The 17,482-nt window shown below is 64.0% G+C and carries 14 protein-coding genes; 12 read left to right on the top strand and 2 right to left on the bottom strand.

Annotation, left to right across the window (positions count from 1 at the left end; all coding sequences use genetic code 11):
* Nucleotides 1-23 precede the first annotated feature (23 nt).
* Both FEM01_RS20140 and FEM01_RS20135 read right to left on the bottom strand, forming a co-directional pair.
* Nucleotides 24-560, bottom strand: a complete 537-nt coding sequence (locus tag FEM01_RS20140) for an NUDIX hydrolase (RefSeq protein WP_138221229.1) — start codon at nt 558-560, stop codon at nt 24-26.
* Nucleotide 561: 1 nt separating this feature from the next.
* Nucleotides 562-1,629: a DUF2333 family protein gene (locus FEM01_RS20135; protein WP_138221228.1), complete on the bottom strand. Its 1,068-nt coding sequence runs from the start codon at nt 1,627-1,629 to the stop codon at nt 562-564.
* A 247-nt stretch (nt 1,630-1,876) separates the two neighbouring features.
* Between FEM01_RS20135 and FEM01_RS20130 the strand changes: the two genes are divergently transcribed.
* The 12 genes from FEM01_RS20130 to purD all read left to right on the top strand — a co-directional run bounded on the left by FEM01_RS20130 (nt 1,877) and on the right by purD (nt 17,366).
* Nucleotides 1,877-3,493, top strand: a complete 1,617-nt coding sequence (locus FEM01_RS20130) for a response regulator (protein ID WP_138221227.1) — start codon at nt 1,877-1,879, stop codon at nt 3,491-3,493.
* A 154-nt stretch (nt 3,494-3,647) separates the two neighbouring features.
* Entirely contained in the window at nt 3,648-5,609 is a 1,962-nt protein-coding gene (locus FEM01_RS20125; protein WP_138221226.1) for a methyl-accepting chemotaxis protein, read from the top strand.
* A gap of 81 nt (nt 5,610-5,690) precedes the next feature.
* Nucleotides 5,691-7,460, top strand: a complete 1,770-nt coding sequence (locus tag FEM01_RS20120) for a protein-disulfide reductase DsbD (RefSeq protein ID WP_138221225.1) — start codon at nt 5,691-5,693, stop codon at nt 7,458-7,460.
* Nucleotides 7,461-7,637: 177 nt separating this feature from the next.
* The gene (gene aroQ, locus FEM01_RS20115) at nt 7,638-8,090 is read left to right on the top strand and encodes a type II 3-dehydroquinate dehydratase (protein WP_011535870.1); all 453 of its coding nucleotides are present in this window, start codon (nt 7,638-7,640) and stop codon (nt 8,088-8,090) included.
* A gap of 100 nt (nt 8,091-8,190) precedes the next feature.
* Nucleotides 8,191-8,652 carry an acetyl-CoA carboxylase biotin carboxyl carrier protein gene (gene accB, locus FEM01_RS20110; protein WP_138221224.1) on the top strand — a complete coding sequence of 154 codons (462 nt, stop codon included), beginning with the start codon at nt 8,191-8,193 and terminating at the stop codon, nt 8,650-8,652.
* Nucleotides 8,653-8,669: 17 nt separating this feature from the next.
* On the top strand, nt 8,670-10,025 hold the full coding sequence (gene accC / locus FEM01_RS20105; protein ID WP_138221223.1) for an acetyl-CoA carboxylase biotin carboxylase subunit: 1,356 nt from the start codon (nt 8,670-8,672) through the stop codon (nt 10,023-10,025).
* Nucleotides 10,026-10,424: 399 nt separating this feature from the next.
* Nucleotides 10,425-11,303: a 50S ribosomal protein L11 methyltransferase gene (gene prmA / locus FEM01_RS20100; RefSeq protein ID WP_138221222.1), complete on the top strand. Its 879-nt coding sequence runs from the start codon at nt 10,425-10,427 to the stop codon at nt 11,301-11,303.
* Nucleotides 11,304-11,345: 42 nt separating this feature from the next.
* Nucleotides 11,346-12,668: a DUF3426 domain-containing protein gene (locus FEM01_RS20095; RefSeq protein ID WP_138221221.1), complete on the top strand. Its 1,323-nt coding sequence runs from the start codon at nt 11,346-11,348 to the stop codon at nt 12,666-12,668.
* A gap of 202 nt (nt 12,669-12,870) precedes the next feature.
* The gene (gene dusB / locus FEM01_RS20085) at nt 12,871-13,884 is read left to right on the top strand and encodes a tRNA dihydrouridine synthase DusB (RefSeq protein ID WP_138221219.1); all 1,014 of its coding nucleotides are present in this window, start codon (nt 12,871-12,873) and stop codon (nt 13,882-13,884) included.
* A complete protein-coding gene (gene fis / locus FEM01_RS20080; protein ID WP_008093076.1) occupies nt 13,881-14,201 on the top strand; it encodes a DNA-binding transcriptional regulator Fis in 321 nt (106 codons plus the stop codon). Before dusB ends, fis begins: the two co-directional genes overlap by 4 nt.
* Before the next feature lie 79 nt (nt 14,202-14,280).
* On the top strand, nt 14,281-15,888 hold the full coding sequence (gene purH / locus FEM01_RS20075; protein ID WP_138221218.1) for a bifunctional phosphoribosylaminoimidazolecarboxamide formyltransferase/IMP cyclohydrolase: 1,608 nt from the start codon (nt 14,281-14,283) through the stop codon (nt 15,886-15,888).
* A gap of 182 nt (nt 15,889-16,070) precedes the next feature.
* Nucleotides 16,071-17,366, top strand: coding sequence for a phosphoribosylamine--glycine ligase (gene purD / locus FEM01_RS20070; protein WP_138221217.1), 1,296 nt, complete (start codon nt 16,071-16,073; stop codon nt 17,364-17,366).
* Nucleotides 17,367-17,482: the final 116 nt, after the last annotated feature.

Here is a 17,482-nt window from a genome sequence, read left to right as displayed (position 1 = left end):
GGCTTATCGCCCAAGCCGTGCGCCTACACGGTATTGGCGAGGTAGCGCTGCAAGGCCACCAGCGAGTCCGGGCAATACGGCAAGCGCGCGCTCTCCTGCTGGGCTTGGGCCACCGGCATGAACCGCGCCTCCATCACCTCTTCGGGCTGCAAGCGCAAAGGCCCGTCCCACACCGCCGAGAACACCGCGCACCAGAGCCGGTTGCCCGGCTGGTCGAAGTGAAACTTCTCGTGAAAGCGCAGCGCCACGCCACTCACACCCAGTTCTTCTTCAAGCTCGCGGGCCGCCGAATCTTCATAGCTTTCCAAATACCCCACCATGCCACCTGCCGCCACATCCCAATACCCCGGATACAGCGCCTTGCTCAGCGTGCGGCGGTGCACGCACAGCTCACCGGCACGGTTGAACAACAGGATGAACGTGCAGCGCCCGATCAGGCCACGCTCGCGCAGTTCAGCCCTGGGCAATGCGCCCAACAGCTGATCATGCGCGTCGACCCAAGCCACCAGCTCGGCATCAGAGGCCGCGCGATGCGCGACCTCGGCGGGGTTGATGGGCATCTCAGCCTTGCGACAGCAGCTGGCGCAGGTCGATCACGGCAGCGTTGGCGCGGGAAATGTAGTTGGCCATGACCAGCGAGTGGTTGGCCCACATGCCAAAGCCGCTGCCGTTGAGCACCATTGGACTCCACAGCGCCTCCTGCGAGGCCTCCAGCTCGCGGATGATCTGCCGCACGCTGACAGTCGCGTTCTTTTTCGCCAGCACATCGGCGAAGTCCACCTCGATGGCACGCAGCAGGTGCGACAGCGCCCACGCTTGGCCACGGGCCTCATAGAACACGTTATCGATCTGCAACCACGGGGTTTCGACCACTTCCTCGTCAACCTGCGGCGCCTGGCCGGCAACCACGGTTTCGGTCTTCAGGTTGCTGTTGAGCTTGACCCGACCCACGCTGGCCGACAGGCGCTGCGACAGCGAGCCCAGGCGGGTGGCGACATCACCCAGCCAGTTGTTGAGGTTGTCGGCACGGGTGTAGAAGATCGCGCCCTGGTCGCCCTTGGCCAGGCGGACCTGGTAACGGGTCAGCGACTTGATGCCCTCTTCGAACTCCGACTCACTCGACGGCAGGATCCAGCTCTTGTTGTCGAAGTTGAAACGCGGCTCGGCCTTGGCCAGGTCGGCGTCTTCGGTGGACTGCGACTGGGAACGGGCGAAGTCCTTGCGCAGCGCGCGCGACAGGTCACGCACCTGGACCAGCACGCCATATTCCCAGCTCGGCATGTTGTCCATCCACAGGCCTGGCGGGAAACGGTCATTGGAGATGTAGCCGCCCGGCTTGTCGAGCAGGGTGCCCGCGACGGTCTTGAGGGTCTCGATGGTGGTGTAGCCGATCACCATCTGCTGGCCGTTGCGCTCAGCGGCAGTCTGGGCGTTCTGCTGCACCGGGAACAGCGCAGGCTCCTCGCTCCAGTACCAGCCTAAGCCGATGCACACCACCAGGTACAAGCCGATCACCGTGCCCAAGGCACGGCTCCACAGGCCGCCCAGGTAGCTGCGGGTGGCTGAGGCACGGGGTTCTGCGCGCTCGCGGGGCTCAGCGTTGGCCTCACGATTTTTCCAGTCCAGCATGGCATTGTCCTTGAGATTCACGACGGTTCAGGGCTTGGACCACCGACAGCTGTCAGGGTGCCACGGCAAGCCCGAATGCCAGCACTATAAAGCAGACGCCGCCTTTCGTATAAGCGACCAACAGGTCAATAACTGAATAATGCTCCCTGAACACTTTGTTGACACTAGGCACTCGCTTGCCGGAAAAGCGGTGCTAGCATAGAGCCATCATCGAACCTGCACCCCTCCTCCAATAAGTAGTCAGGACATGACCCAGCCAGCCGAGCCGAGCCACGAGCGCCTCAAGCAGCATTTCGCCCAACGGGTCATTCACCAAGCCCGACAAATCCTCGAAATCTGGCAACGCCAGCAGCGCGGCGAGTGGTCGAGTGCCGGCCTGGGCGAGCTGTGCGAAGCCAACCTGCGCCTGCAACGCTACGCCGAACGCTTTGAGCAACCTCAGCACTGCAGCCTGTCGCAATCCATCGCCCAGACGCTGCAAGCTATCGAGGCGAACGGCGCACGCCTGAATTCAGAACTCATCGGCGAGCTGAACAACCTGATGCAGCGCCTCTCGCGCACAGGCCTGCGCAAGGGCGACCAACTCGACAACGTGCCACTGCCACCGCTGCGCAAGCCGGTGTATATCGTCTTGCAGGACCATGACCGCGCAGAACGCCTGGCCCAGCAACTGGAGTTCTTCGGCCTGAGCGTGCAAGCCTTGTGCAGCCCCGAAGCATTCCACGCCTCCATGAGCGAGCGCTTGCCTGCGGCGATTGTCATGGACGTCGACTTCGCCGGTCCAGGCGCTGGCCTGCAACTGGCCGCACAGGCGCAGCGAGCACTGGAGCAATCGATCCCACTGCTGTTCTTCAGCCTTCACGAGACCGATACGCTGACCCGCCTGGCGGCGGTACGCGCCGGCGGCCAGGAGTTTCTCACCGGGACCCTGGAGGCTTCGAGCCTGCTGGAGAAAGTCGAGCTGCTGACCAGCGCCACCCAGTACGATCCGTTCCGCGTGCTGGTGATCGACGACTCCCGCGCCCAAGCCCTGCACACCGAGCGCCTGCTCAACGGTGCCGGTATCATCACCCGCACCCTCACCGAGCCGGTACACACCATGCGCGAGCTGGCAGACTTCCAGCCCGACCTGATCATCCTCGACATGTACATGCCCGATTGCACCGGCACCGAGCTGGCCAAGGTGATTCGCCACAACGACCGCTACGTCAGCGTGCCGATCATCTACCTGTCGGCCGAGGATGACCTGGACAAGCAACTGGACGCCATGAGCGAGGGTGGCGATGACTTTCTGACCAAGCCGATCCGCGCCCGCCACTTGGTCACCACCGTGCGTAACCGTGCGGCCCGTGCCCGCCACCTCAAGGCACGTATGGTCCGCGACAGCCTGACCGGGCTGTACAACCATACGCACATCCTGCAACTGCTCGAAGACTGTAGCTTCCGTGCACGCCGCGAAGAGCAGCCGCTGAGTTTCGCGATGCTCGACATCGATCATTTCAAGAAGATCAACGACCGCCACGGCCACCCTATGGGCGACCGGGTGATCAAGAGCCTGGCGTTGTTCCTCAAGCAACGCCTGCGCAAGACGGACTTCATAGGTCGCTACGGCGGCGAGGAGTTCGCCATCGTCATGCCCAACACGCCGCTGGAGGCTGCGCATAAGGTGCTCGACGAAATCCGTCGACGGTTCGCCGAGATCCACTACCCCGCCCAGCCGCATGACCTGCAATGCACATTCAGCGCAGGCGTGGTACAGCTGGATGAACAGCTCGATGCACCGAGCATGGCCAGCGCCGCCGACGAGGCGCTGTACCGGGCCAAGCATGCAGGACGCAACTGCGTGGTGCGGGTCGACCTGTAACGCTCGGGGGCCGGACCGGCGAGGCCGCTAAAGCCACCAAAATGGCACTGTGCCACTTTTTATGGCGCCAAGCCCCTGTCGTCATCACCTCGTCATAAAACAGCAATAACTTCAGGCCCGACCTCTCCACTCCCCCCGCAGGAAGTTCGCGGCTATGCGCCTGAAGTGGCTGACCAATTTCAACACCCTGTTGCTGGTGACCGTGTGTATCGCCCTGGGCACCACCCTCTGGTGGTCGCAGCGTGCGCTGGAGCGCCCCTATCAGCTGATGGAACGTTACCTGGGCCTGTCCCAGCAGTTCCAAAACGATGCGGCGCGTAATATCCAGGCGTACCTGGGCAGCGGCGACGCCCTGCGCCATTCGGCAGCGGTGGAAGCCAACACCCGCTTGCAAACGGCCCTGGCCGACTGGCCCGAGGAACTGGCCGGCAAGCTACGCCCCAGCCTGGACAACCTGCAGGCCTTCACCGGCAACGAACTGCTCGCCGCTGGCAAGCTGGCCGGCGACCCACAAGCCCTGCTGCTGCAAGCCGAGCGTGAGCTGGGGGCGAATTTCGAACAACTGGCCAGCTACGCCCGAGACAGCGGCAGCAGCGAGAGCGAGCGTTACCTCGCGCCGCTGTTCGATGCCTCGCTGCACCTGGGGCGCCTGTCGCTAGCCCGCGACAAGCTGGTCAGCAGTGGCCGCGCCGAGCTGGCCAGCGAGGTCGAGCGCGAACTGCAACTGATCGTCACCCAGGCCCAACGGATCGACAGCCTGCCGTTGCTGGGAGTGACCCGCGCCGCCGAATCCAGTGCCGACGACTTCGCCGCGATGATGGGCCTGGCGTCCCAGGGCAGCAGCCAGCAGGAAGACGTCGCGGTCGGCCTGAAACGCGAGTTACAAAGCCTGCTCAACCGCTACCCGGCCGAACTGCAACGCACCCGCGAGCAGATCGAGCGGCGCACTGCGCTGGCCGCCAGCACCAACCAACAGCTGGACGCGGTGCAACAGGCCATCGCCGGCCTTGAGCCCGAGGTTCGTGGCCAGCATGCGAAGATCGCCGCCGAGGTGCGCATCATGCAGGGATTGATGATCGCCCTGATCCTGTTGATCGCCCTGTTGATCGACACCCTGCAACGGCGCCTGGCACGCACCCTCACCGGGTTGGCACCGGCCCTGTCCCGCTGGGCCGAGGGCGACTTCGCCCAGCCCATCGCCCTGGGCAAGACCAACCGCGAGCTGCACGATATCCAGGACTCGCTCAACCGCCTGCGTCAGTACTTGGTGGAGCTGGTCGGCACCCTGCGGCACAACGCCGAACAGGTCGCAGGCAGCAGCCACGCCCTGGCGGGCATGAGCAGCGCGCTGCACGAGGGTGCCGAGCGCCAGGCCGGCGATACCGCGCAGATTCGCGATGCACTGGGCGAACTCGAAGCCACCATTCAGCAAGTAGCCGGTGATGCCAGCGCCGCTGCCGATGCCAGTCGCGATGCCGGCCGTGCGGTGGAACAGGGCCAGGCGGTGATCGGCCAAAGCCTGTCGGGCCTGCGCTCGCTGGTGGACGAGGTGCAAGGCAATGCGCGCATGATCGAACAACTGGCCGAAGAGTCAGCCACCATCGGCGGCGTCCTCACAGTGATCCGTTCGATTGCCGAACAGACCAACCTGCTGGCCCTCAACGCCGCCATCGAAGCGGCAAGGGCCGGCGAAATGGGCCGTGGCTTTGCCGTGGTCGCCGACGAAGTGCGCTCGCTGGCCCAACGCACCACCGGTGCCACCGGCGAGATCCAGGCACTGATCGACCGTTTGCAGCAGGCGGCGCGCGACTCGGTGCAGGGCATGCGGGCTCAGCTTGAGCACGCTGAAGCCACCGCTGACCAGGCCCAATCGGCCGACGGCGCGCTCGACGAGATCGTCGCTGCGATTCGAACCATCGCCGACACCGCAGTGCGCATCGCCGACGTGACCGCACAGCAGAGCGGTGCGGTGAGCGAGATCCGCGATCACAGCGAACGGATTCACGCACTCGGCGGCGACAACCTGCAACGCATCGGTGAAGGGCGCGAGCAAGGCGAGCAACTGCTCAAGCTAGGAGGCGAGCTGAATACGGCGGTGCGCGCATTCAGGCTCTGAGTCCGCCCCCGGTCAGGCGCAGGCCCCAAGCCCTGCCAACTCCGTTATCATGCCCGCCAGGTTCCACCTCGCGAGTCCGCCATGCGCCGCCTGTTTCTGCTGCTGTTCCTGCTGCTGGCCAGCCCCACCTTCGCCAGCAGCCTGCTCGACAACCGCCCCAGCGCCACACTCGGCGCAGCCTCCCTGTCCAATAACGCCGACTTCCTGCCGGTGCAGGAGGCTTTCAAGCTAAGCCTGGTGCAGGCCGATGCCCACAGCGTCAAATTGCGCTTCATCGCCACCGACGGCTACTACCTCTATCGCCACCGCTTGCAGTTCCGAGCCGAGCCTGCGGACATCACGCTCGGCGCGCCGAACATCCCCCCTGGCGAGGCCAAACACGACGAGTTCTTCGGCGAGGTCGAGGTGTACCACGGTGTGCTCGACATCGAACTGCCACGCAGCGACGCCCGCGCCTTCACCCTGGTGGTCGGCTACCAGGGCTGCGCCGACAAGGGCCTGTGCTACCCACCACAAACCGAGCGCCTGAGCATCGATGGAGAAGGCGCGCCAAGCACTACCGCTGGCGTGGCCGCAGCGGGTTGGAGCTGGAAGTCGCTACTGCTGTTCTTTCTCGCCGGCCTCGGCCTGACCTTCACGCCCTGCGTGCTGCCCATGCTGCCGATCCTCTCCGGCGTGGTGCTGCGCGGCCAGGTCGGTGGCCTGCGCGGGCTGTCACTGTCGCTGGCATACGTGCTGCCGATGGCAGCGAGTTTCGCCGTGCTGGGTGCGCTGATGGGGCTGTTCGGTGCCGGGTTGAACCTGCAAGCACGCCTGCAATCGGCCTGGGTACTGGTGCCGTTCGCGGCGTTCTTCGTGCTGTTCGCCCTGGCCATGTTTGGCCTGTTCGACATCAAGCTGCCGCAGGCGCTGAGCAACCGTCTGGACAACCTCGCCAACCGTACCCAAGGCGGCTCGTTGCTGGGCGCCGCAGTGCTGGGCGTGCTTTCCAGCCTGCTGGTCTCGCCGTGCGTATCGGCGCCGCTGGCCGGCGCCTTGCTGTACATCAGCGCCAGCGGTGATGCCCTGGGCGGTGCGCTCAAGCTGTTCGCCCTGGGCCTGGGCATGGGCGCGCCGCTGTTGCTGATCGCCACCGGCGGTGCCGCCTGGCTGCCGAAAAGCGGTGCGTGGATGAACAGCGTGAAAAATACCATCGGCGTACTGCTGCTGGGTCTGGCCATCGGCCTGCTCAGCCGAGTGCTGCCAGGGCCGGTCACACTGCTGCTGATCGGGTTGCTGGCGGCCGGCGTAGCGCTGTTCCTCGGCGCCCTGGAACTGGTAGTGAAAACCCCGCGCCAGCGCCTAGCGCAACTGCTAGGCCTGGCGCTGCTGGTGTATGCCCTGGCCTGCTGGTACGGCGCCCTGAGCGGTCAAGGCGATCCGCTGCGTCCATTGCCACCACCGCCTGGCGCCGCTGCGCAGACAGCGTCCAAGGCCGACGCCTGGCAGACCCTCACCCGCGCCGCCGCCCTCGACGCCGCGCTGGCCGAAGCCAAGGCGGCGGGCCAGCCGGTGCTGCTGGACTGGTATGCCGACTGGTGCATCAGCTGCAAGGTCATCGAGCACGAGGTACTCAACGCGCCACAGGTCCAATCTCAACTGGGCACGTTCCGCCTGCTGCGCCTGGATATCACCCAAAGTAACGCCGAACAGCGCGCCCTGCTCGACCGCTACGGCCTGTTCGGCCCGCCGGCACTGATGTTCTTTGCCGCGAACGGCAGCGAAATAACCGCCGATCGGGTGGTAGGCGAGATAAACGCCGGCGATTTCGCAGAAGTTTTGACACGCGTACGCGGCCAACTCGGTCTATAACTTCCCCCTGGCGGTGAAAAATCTGGTTGCAAGTGACCAGAGTTAATCATCTGGTCACATATTTTGCGCGAATCTCGGGCATCGTGCTGGCTATTGCCGGGAACTGGACACCCGACGCAGGTTACGGCATAGTCGCCGCGCTATGTCGAATTGCCCTACAAAACCAAGGAATAGCAGATGGCAACCCTACTGGTGCTGCACGGCCCCAACCTGAACCTGCTCGGCACGCGTGAACCGGGCCATTACGGCGCAGCCACCCTTGCGCAGATCAATCAGGACCTGGAGCAGCGCGCACGCGCCGCCGGCCACCACCTGCAATACCTGCAGAGCAATGCCGAGTACGAATTGATCGACCGCATCCACGCCGCGCGCAACGAAGGCGTGGACTTCATCCTGATCAATCCGGCCGCTTTCACGCACACCAGCGTCGCATTACGTGACGCGTTGCTTGCGGTGAGCATCCCATTCATCGAAGTGCACCTCTCCAACGTGCACAAGCGTGAACCGTTCCGTCACCACTCCTACTTCTCCGATGTCGCCGTAGGGGTGATCTGCGGCCTGGGCGCCACCGGCTACCGGTTGGCCCTGGAGTCTGCGCTGGAACACCTGGCTGCCAACGCACAGCCCTGATGACACAAGGTCTTGGCCCCTATGGGCCGAGGCTCAGAAGAAACGTTTTCGACACGTTTTCAAATTACGTCCCCGACCGAACCTTGGGAGTTGATGATTAATGGATATCCGTAAAGTCAAGAAGCTGATCGAACTGCTGGAAGAGTCTGGCATCGACGAACTGGAGATCAAGGAAGGCGAAGAGTCCGTTCGCATCAGCCGTAACAGCAAGACTCCAGCCGGCGCCCAGTACTTCGCAGCCCCTGCACCGGTTGCAGCGCCCGTCGCTGCTGCCCCGGTTGCCGCAGCAGCCCCGGCCGCCGAAGCCGCCGCCGCGCCAGCCCTCAAAGGCACCGTGATCCGCTCGCCGATGGTCGGTACCTTCTACCGCAAGCCATCGCCGACCTCGCCGAACTTCGCTGAAGTCGGTCAGGCCGTGAAGAAAGGCGACACCCTTTGCATCGTCGAAGCCATGAAAATGATGAACCACATCGAAGCCGATGTGGGCGGTGTGATCGACGCCATCCTGGTAGAAGACGGCCAGCCGGTTGAGTTCGACCAGCCGCTGTTCACCATCGTTTGATTCGCGGAGAGCCAACGATGTCTGGGAAGCTCGAAAAAGTTCTGATCGCCAACCGCGGGGAAATTGCCCTGCGGATCCTGCGTGCCTGCAAAGAGCTGGGTATCAAGACTGTCGCCGTGCACTCCACGGCCGACCGTGAACTGATGCACCTGGGCCTGGCAGACGAGTCGGTCTGTATCGGCCCTGCATCGTCCAAGGATTCCTACCTGCACATTCCAGCGATCATCGCCGCTGCCGAAGTGACAGGCGCCACCGCCATCCACCCGGGCTACGGCTTCCTCGCGGAAAACGCCGATTTCGCCGAGCAGGTGGAAAAATCCGGTTTCGCCTTCATCGGCCCGAAAGCCGACACCATTCGCCTGATGGGCGACAAGGTTTCGGCCAAGGACGCGATGATCAAGTCGGGCGTACCGACCGTGCCGGGCTCCGACGGCCCGCTGCCGGAAGACGAAGAAACCGCACTGGCGATCGCCCGTGAGGTTGGCTACCCGGTGATCATCAAGGCCGCCGGTGGCGGTGGTGGTCGCGGCATGCGCGTGGTGCACAAGGAAGAGGACCTGATCGCCTCGGCCAAGCTGACCCGTACCGAAGCTGGTGCCGCGTTCGGCAACCCGATGGTCTACCTGGAGAAGTTCCTGACCAACCCACGTCACGTGGAAGTCCAGGTACTGTCCGACGGCCAGGGCAACGCCATCCACCTGGGCGACCGCGACTGCTCGCTGCAGCGCCGTCACCAGAAGGTCCTGGAAGAAGCCCCGGCCCCAGGCATCGACGAGAAGGCCCGTCAGGAAGTCTTCAAGCGTTGCGTCGACGCCTGTGTCGAGATCGGCTACCGCGGTGCGGGTACGTTCGAGTTCCTGTACGAGAACGGCCGTTTCTACTTCATCGAGATGAACACCCGCGTCCAGGTCGAGCACCCGGTCTCGGAAATGGTCACTGGTATCGACATCGTCAAGGAGATGCTGAGCATCGCCGCTGGCAACAAGCTGTCGTTCCGCCAGGAAGACGTGGTGATTCGTGGTCACTCGCTGGAGTGCCGGATCAACGCCGAAGACCCGAAGAAGTTCATTCCTAGCCCAGGCAAGGTCAAGCACTTCCACGCCCCAGGCGGCAACGGCGTACGCGTCGATTCGCACCTGTACAGCGGTTACTCGGTTCCACCGAACTACGACTCGCTGATCGGCAAGCTGATCACCTACGGCAAGGACCGCGACGAAGCCATGGCGCGCATGCGCAATGCCCTGGACGAGATCGTCGTCGACGGCATCAAGACCAACATCCCACTGCACCGCGACTTGGTGCGTGATGAAGGTTTCTGCAAAGGCGGCGTCAACATCCACTACCTCGAGCACAAACTGGCCAACCAGGAGTGATCGCGTTAGCGAGATGACAGAACCCCGGCCCAGTGCCGGGGTTTTTTATGGCTCAGGGAATCTGCGGGCGCCCCTACAGGTGCAACGCTAGATTCAGGCATTGCACAATCCTGTGGGAGCGGGTTCACCCGCGAAACAGGCGACGCGGTGGATGGCACCGGCTACGCCGGTGTTCGCGGTGGTCCGGCACCCCGGTAAACCCGCTCCCACAGGATAGGCGGCGCGCTTGCAAAATCAGTTCTCTGCGCGAGAGCGCAGTCCAAAAGGCTGGGTGATCCCCTACAGGAGTGGACTACCGCCGCGTGAACCGCTCCTCTACAAACCCCCCGCACTCGCGTAAACTGGCGCCCTTTCGCGCAGCCTCGGGCTGCCCCTGTCGATTTACCAAAGGTGCCCGCCATGCCCTGGCTGCAAGTACGCCTGGCCATCAGCCCGGAACAAGCCGAAACCTACGAAGACGCCCTGCTCGAAGTGGGCGCTGTCTCGGTGACGTTCATGGACGCCGAAGACCAACCGATCTTCGAACCGGACCTCAACACCACCCCGCTGTGGTCGCACACCCACCTGCTGGCTCTGTTCGAGGCCGACGCGCAGCCCGAGCAGGTGTTCGCTCACCTGCGCCTGCTGACCGGCGACAGCCTGCCCGAACACAAGGCCGAGGTGATCGAGGATCAGGACTGGGAACGCAGCTGGATGGACAACTTCCAGCCGATGCGCTTCGGGCAGCGCCTGTGGATCGTGCCCAGCTGGCACGAGGCGCCGGAAAAACACGCGGTCAACCTGCTGCTGGATCCGGGCCTGGCCTTCGGCACCGGCACCCACCCGACCACCGCGCTGTGCCTGGAATGGCTCGATGGCCAGCAGTTGCAAGGCACCCAGGTACTGGACTTCGGTTGCGGCTCGGGCATCCTGGCCATCGCGGCGCTGCTGCTGGGCGCCCGTGAAGCGGTCGGCACCGACATCGACGTGCAGGCCCTGGAAGCCTCCCGCGACAATGCCCAGCGTAACGGTATCGCCGACGACGCCTTCGCCCTGTACCTGCCCGAGCAAATGCCGGCCATGCAGGCCGACGTGCTGGTCGCCAACATCCTGGCCGGCCCATTGGTTTCGCTGGCCCCACAGTTGTCCGGCCTGGTCCGCCCCGGCGGCCTGCTGGCGCTGTCGGGCATCCTCGCCGAACAGGGCGAGGACGTAGCAGCCGCCTACGCGGCCGATTTCGACCTGGACCCGATCGTCGTGCGCGACGGCTGGGTACGGATCAGTGGTCGCCGCCGCTAGGTCAAACTAGACTTCACTCCTGCACAGCCCCCGGATCGCCGCATGACCGACAGTTTCGTCACCCAGTGCCCGCATTGCCAGACCAGCTTTCGCGTCACCCACCACCAGTTGAGCGTGGCCCGTGGCGTGGTGCGCTGCGGCCAGTGCCTACAGGTGTTCAATGCGGCCAAGCAGTTGCTGGAACAGAACCGCGTGGCCAGCGACCCGGCATCACTTGCCGCCCCCGCAGCGGTGACGCCTGTGCCTGTGCCTGTGCCGACACCCAGCGAGCCGCTCGCGGCCCCCGCCCAGGACCTGGCCAGCACCACCGAGGCGCTGGAGGCTTTGGACCTGGACCACGAACTGGCCCGCCTGGAGCGCCGCCGCCCAAGTGATCGCCGGGTGGCCAGCGAAGAAGCGACGCTACATGCCCGACGCGATGAGCACGGCCCTGACGAACACGCCGACACGCCATTCGGTACCGCCACCGACGATCGGTCCGAACCCGAAGCCGTCCGTGAGGATGCCCCGGTACTGATCGAGCAACAGCCGCTGACGGCGCAAGCGGCGTCTGTGGATGAGCGCACCGAGCCCACCCTGGGCAACGCCGACTTCGACCTGGACGATGAGCCAGCGACGCACCAGCCGGCCCTGGACGACGCCTTCGAGCAACCGCCAGGGCTGTCGAGCCAGGCCGAGCCGTTGCCGGCCAGTGGTTTCTCGGCGCTGGACGACGAGCACCCCATTGACCGCCTGTCGGCCCATGACGACGACACACCGGATGCGCCTGCCAGCGAACGCCTGGAGCCCAGCCTGGGCAGCAAGCCGGAGCGAGTACGCAAGGAACCGCTGGTGGACGTGGTCGACGACCCGCTGCAACTGGGCTGGGAAAAACCCGCGCCGAACTGGGGCAAGCGCGTGTTGTGGAGCCTGCTGACACTACTGGCGGCCGGGCTGCTGGCCTTCCAATACGTCTGGTACCACTTCGACGAGATGGCCCGCCAGGATCAATACCGCCCCTGGTTCCAGCAGGTCTGCCCAATGCTGGGTTGCCAAGTGCCGACACGCGTCGACATCTCGCGGATCAAGAGCAGCAATCTGGTGGTGCGCAGCCATCCCGACTTCAAGGGCGCGCTGATCGTCGATGCGATCATCTATAACCGTGCGCCGTTCGCCCAGCCGTTCCCGCTGCTGGAGTTGCGTTTTGCCGACCTCAATGGCCAGCTGATCGCCAGCCGTCGCTTCAAACCCAGCGAGTACCTGTCGGGCGAGCTGGCCGGTCGCGGCGAGATGCCCAGCCAGACGCCGATCCACATCGCCCTGGACATTCTCGACCCTGGCCCCAAGGCCGTGAACTACAGCCTGAGCTTCCGCTCGCCTGAGTAAGCGGCAAGCGGCAAGGCAAGAAAACCCAGACCTGCTTCTGTCTTGCCGCATGCAGCTTGCCACTTGCCGCAGCCGCAGCCGCGCCAGCGGCCACCGTTGTTCAGATTTTATCCAAATCCTTCTTTATCCGGTCACCGAGAGCGGGTATTATGCCCACCCTTTTTCAAACTCCCATGATCCGGCCCCACAACAGGGAACTCCTATGTCGGCGGTACGCATCGGCCCATACACACTGCGCAACAACCTGATCCTCGCGCCCATGGCCGGGGTCACTGACCAGCCTTTTCGAACGCTGTGCAAGCGCCTGGGGGCAGGCATGGTGGTGTCGGAAATGGTGTCCAGCGACATGAGCCTGTGGAACAGCCGCAAGTCGAGCCTGCGCCGCATTCACGAAGGTGATCCCGAGCCACGCTCGGTGCAGATCGCCGGTGGTGACGCGCAGATGATGGCAGCCGCAGCCCAGGCCAACGTCGCCGCCGGTGCGCAGATCATCGACATCAACATGGGTTGCCCGGCGAAAAAAGTCTGCAACAAGGCGGCCGGCTCTGCTTTATTGAGAGACGAAGCCTTGGTCAGCGAGATCCTGCATGCCGTAGTCGGCGCTGTAGAGGTCCCGGTGACGCTGAAAATCCGCACCGGCTGGGACCGGGCAAACAAGAACGGCCTGAACGTGGCGAAAATCGCCGAACAGGCCGGAATCCAGGCGCTGGCGGTGCATGGCCGCACACGCGCCGACCTGTACACCGGTGAAGCCGAGTACGACACCATCGCCGCGATCAAGCAGGCAGTGTCGATCCCGGTTTTCGCCAACGGCGACATTACCTCGCCGGAAAAGGCCCGGGCGGTGCTGGACGCCACCGGGGTCGACGGCCTGCTGATCGGCCGTGCTGCCCAGGGGCGGCCGTGGATTTTCCGCGAGATCGAGCATTACCTGCGCACGGGCGAGCATGTTCCCGCACCGACGCTGGATGAAGTGGAACGTATTCTGCTGGAACACCTGGCCGCGCTGCATGCCTTCTACGGCGATGTGATGGGTGTGCGGATCGCCCGCAAGCACGTGGGCTGGTACCTGGCGACCCGACCTGGCGGCAAGGAATTCCGCAGCCAGTTCAACGCGTTGCAAGACACACAAGCGCAGTGCGCCAACGTTCAGGCCTATTTTGCCGAACGTCGACAGAGCCTTGGCACAGAGGACGAACAAGGGGTGGCCGCATGACGATGATGACCGAGACATTAGTGAGTGGAACAACGCCCGTGAGCGATAACGCCAACCTCAAGCAGCACCTGAATACGCCGAGCGAGGAGGGCCAGACCCTGCGCGACAGCGTCGAGAAGGCGCTGCACAACTACTTCGCCCACCTGGAAGGCGCTACCGTCACGGACGTGTACAACCTGGTGCTTTCGGAAGTCGAGGCGCCCCTGCTCGAGAGCGTGATGAACTACGTCAAGGGCAACCAGACCAAAGCCAGTGAGATGCTCGGGCTCAACCGGGGCACGCTGCGCAAGAAGCTCAAGCAATACGATCTGTTGTAAGGCCAGAACCCCCGACAAAAAAGGCGCTCATGCAAAGAGGCGCCTTTTTTGCTGAATCCACCGCGTTATGGAATCCGAAATGACCGACCAGACTACCCGCCTGCCAGTCCGCCGCGCCCTGATCAGCGTCTCCGACAAGACCGGTATCCTCGAATTCGCCCGTGAGCTGCAACAGCTCGGTGTCGAGATCCTGTCCACCGGCGGCACCTACAAGCTGCTCAAGGACAACGGCGTTAACGCGGTGGAAGTGGCTGACTACACCGGCTTCGCTGAAATGATGGACGGCCGGGTCAAGACCCTGCATCCGAAGATCCACGGCGGCATCCTTGGCCGTCGCGGCACCGACGATGCCATCATGAACGAGCACGGCATCAAGCCGATCGATCTGGTCGCGGTCAACCTGTACCCGTTCGAAGCCACCATCAACAAGCCGGGCTGCGACCTGCCGACCGCGATCGAGAACATCGACATCGGCGGTCCGACCATGGTCCGTTCGGCAGCGAAAAACCACAAAGACGTGGCCATCGTGGTCAACACCGGTGACTACGCCGGCATCGTCGAGAGCCTCAAGGCCGGTGGCCTGACCTACGCCCAGCGCTTCGACCTGATGCTCAAAGCGTTCGAGCACACCGCCGCCTACGACGGCATGATCGCCAACTACATGGGCACCATCGACCAGGCCCGCGACAGCCTGTCGACCGAAGGCCGCAGCGAATTCCCGCGCACCTTCAACAGCCAGTTCGTCAAGGCCCAGGAAATGCGCTACGGCGAGAACCCGCACCAGAGCGCGGCGTTCTACGTCGAAGCCAAGAAAGGCGAAGCGAGCGTCTCCACCGCCCAGCAACTGCAAGGCAAGGAGTTGTCGTTCAACAACGTGGCCGACACCGACGCCGCGCTGGAATGTGTGAAGAGCTTCGTCAAGCCGGCCTGCGTCATCGTCAAGCACGCCAACCCGTGCGGCGTGGCGGTCGTACCTGAAGACGAAGGCGGTATCCGCAAGGCCTACGACCTGGCCTACGCCACCGACACCGAATCGGCCTTCGGCGGCATCATCGCCTTCAACCGCGAACTGGACGGCGAAACCGCCAAGGCCATCGTCGAGCGTCAGTTCGTCGAAGTCATCATCGCCCCGAAAATCTCCCAGGCCGCCCGTGAAGTGGTCGCTGCCAAGCAGAACGTACGTCTGCTCGAATGCGGTGAATGGCCAGCCGAGCGTGCTGCCGGCTGGGACTTCAAGCGTGTCAACGGTGGTCTGCTGGTACAGAGCCGCGATATCGGCATGATCAGCGCCGATGACTTGAAGATCGTTACCAAACGCGCCCCGACCGAACAAGAGATCCACGATTTGGTGTTCGCTTGGAAAGTCGCCAAGTTCGTCAAGTCCAACGCCATCGTCTACGCCAAGCAGCGCCAGACCATCGGTGTCGGCGCCGGCCAAATGAGCCGCGTCAACTCCGCACGTATCGCGGCCATCAAAGCCGAGCACGCTGGCCTGCAAGTTCAGGGCGCAGTCATGGCCTCGGACGCGTTCTTCCCGTTCCGCGATGGCATCGACAACGCCGCTAAAGTCGGTATCAGCGCCGTGATCCAGCCAGGCGGCTCGATGCGCGATGCCGAAGTCATCGCCGCTGCCGACGAGGCCGGTATCGCGATGGTCTTCACCGGTATGCGCCACTTCCGCCACTGATTTACGGCAATCGGCCGCACTGAAGCAGGCATCTGCTGCGTTGGGGCAGTTTCCGCTGATGCTCATTGCCAAAAGGCAACTCCGCTCATCGGAAACGGCCCCGCCTTGCATCTACCCGCTTCATTGCGACCTCGTACAACGCGAGGCTTTGCCTCCTGTCCGAAAGAATTCGAGGTTTTGACATGAAAGTTTTGATCATCGGCAGCGGCGGCCGTGAGCACGCCCTGGCTTGGAAAGTCGCCCAGGACCCACGGGTCGAGAAAGTCTTCGTGGCCCCTGGCAACGCGGGCACCGCCATTGAAGCCAAGTGCGAGAACGTCGCCATCGACGTCACCGCCCTGGAACAACTGGCCGATTTCGCCGAGCAGAACGTCAACCTGACCATCGTCGGCCCTGAAGCGCCCTTGGTTCTGGGCGTGGTCGATCTGTTCCGCAGCCGCAACCTGGATTGCTTCGGCCCGACCAAAGGGGCCGCCCAGCTGGAAGGCTCCAAGGCCTTCACCAAGGATTTCCTGGCCCGCCACAAGATCCCCACTGCCGACTACCAGAACTTCACCGAGATCGAGCCGGCCCTGGCCTACCTGCGTGAAAAAGGCGCACCGATCGTGATCAAGGCCGACGGCCTGGCAGCCGGCAAAGGCGTGATCGTCGCCATGACCCTGCAAGAAGCCGAAGACGCCGTGCGCGACATGCTCGCCGGCAACGCCTTCGGTGAGGCGGGTTCGCGCGTTGTGATCGAAGAGTTCCTGGATGGTGAGGAAGCCAGCTTCATCGTCATGGTCGACGGCCATAACGTGCTGCCGATGGCCACCAGCCAGGACCACAAGCGCGTCGGCGACCAGGACACCGGCCCGAACACCGGCGGCATGGGCGCCTACTCGCCGGCCCCGGTAGTCACCGCCGACGTGCACCAGCGCGTGATGGACCAGGTGATCTGGCCGACCGTGCGCGGCATGGCCGAGGAAGGCAACGTCTACACCGGTTTCCTGTATGCCGGCTTGATGATCGACAAGGCGGGTAACCCCAAGGTCATCGAATTCAACTGCCGCTTCGGCGACCCGGAAACCCAGCCGGTCATGCTGCGCCTGGAGTCGAGCCTGGTGCTGCTGGTCGAAGCCGCGTTCGCCAAGGCCCTGGACAAGGTCGAAGCACAGTGGGACCCACGTCCGAGCCTGGGCGTGGTCCTGGCAGCCGGCGGCTACCCAGGCGACTACGCCAAAGGTGACGCGATCAGCGGCCTGGACGCCGCCGCGCAGATCGAAGGCAAGGTGTTCCATGCCGGCACTTCGCTCAAGGATGGCCAGGTGGTGACCAACGGCGGCCGCGTACTCTGCGCTACGGCCATGGGCGCCAGCGTTGCCGACGCGCAGCAGCAAGCCTACCGCCTGGCCAAACAAGTCAGCTGGAACGGCAGCTTCTACCGCACCGACATCGGCTACCGTGCCATCGCTCGCGAGCGCGGTGAACACCAGCAGTGATATCGCACCGAACCGCCGCACAGCCTCAGGCTTGCGGCCTTCGGCTCGTCGACAAGGCCCCGCAAGGGCCTTGCCTTCACCTTGGCGTGCCGCGCATAGTTGTCGCCTGGCTCATT

Source organism: Pseudomonas mosselii (assembly GCF_005796105.1).
GTDB classification, from domain to species: domain Bacteria; phylum Pseudomonadota; class Gammaproteobacteria; order Pseudomonadales; family Pseudomonadaceae; genus Aquipseudomonas; species Aquipseudomonas mosselii_C.
Note: the sequence above shows the minus strand (reverse complement) of the source record. Positions and strands in the feature narration are given on the sequence as shown.

Bases quoted from the DNA above. Each gene is read 5' to 3' on its own strand.
- FEM01_RS20140 (WP_138221229.1), bottom strand. From the start codon at position 560: ATGCCCATCAACCCCGCCGAGGTCGCGCATCGCGCGGCCTCTGATGCC.
- FEM01_RS20135 (WP_138221228.1), bottom strand. From the start codon at position 1,629: ATGCTGGACTGGAAAAATCGTGAGGCCAACGCTGAGCCCCGCGAGCGC.
- FEM01_RS20130 (WP_138221227.1), top strand. From the start codon at position 1,877: ATGACCCAGCCAGCCGAGCCGAGCCACGAGCGCCTCAAGCAGCATTTC.
- FEM01_RS20125 (WP_138221226.1), top strand. From the start codon at position 3,648: ATGCGCCTGAAGTGGCTGACCAATTTCAACACCCTGTTGCTGGTGACC.
- FEM01_RS20120 (WP_138221225.1), top strand. From the start codon at position 5,691: ATGCGCCGCCTGTTTCTGCTGCTGTTCCTGCTGCTGGCCAGCCCCACC.
- aroQ (WP_011535870.1), top strand. From the start codon at position 7,638: ATGGCAACCCTACTGGTGCTGCACGGCCCCAACCTGAACCTGCTCGGC.
- accB (WP_138221224.1), top strand. From the start codon at position 8,191: ATGGATATCCGTAAAGTCAAGAAGCTGATCGAACTGCTGGAAGAGTCT.
- accC (WP_138221223.1), top strand. From the start codon at position 8,670: ATGTCTGGGAAGCTCGAAAAAGTTCTGATCGCCAACCGCGGGGAAATT.
- prmA (WP_138221222.1), top strand. From the start codon at position 10,425: ATGCCCTGGCTGCAAGTACGCCTGGCCATCAGCCCGGAACAAGCCGAA.
- FEM01_RS20095 (WP_138221221.1), top strand. From the start codon at position 11,346: ATGACCGACAGTTTCGTCACCCAGTGCCCGCATTGCCAGACCAGCTTT.
- dusB (WP_138221219.1), top strand. From the start codon at position 12,871: ATGTCGGCGGTACGCATCGGCCCATACACACTGCGCAACAACCTGATC.
- fis (WP_008093076.1), top strand. From the start codon at position 13,881: ATGACGATGATGACCGAGACATTAGTGAGTGGAACAACGCCCGTGAGC.
- purH (WP_138221218.1), top strand. From the start codon at position 14,281: ATGACCGACCAGACTACCCGCCTGCCAGTCCGCCGCGCCCTGATCAGC.
- purD (WP_138221217.1), top strand. From the start codon at position 16,071: ATGAAAGTTTTGATCATCGGCAGCGGCGGCCGTGAGCACGCCCTGGCT.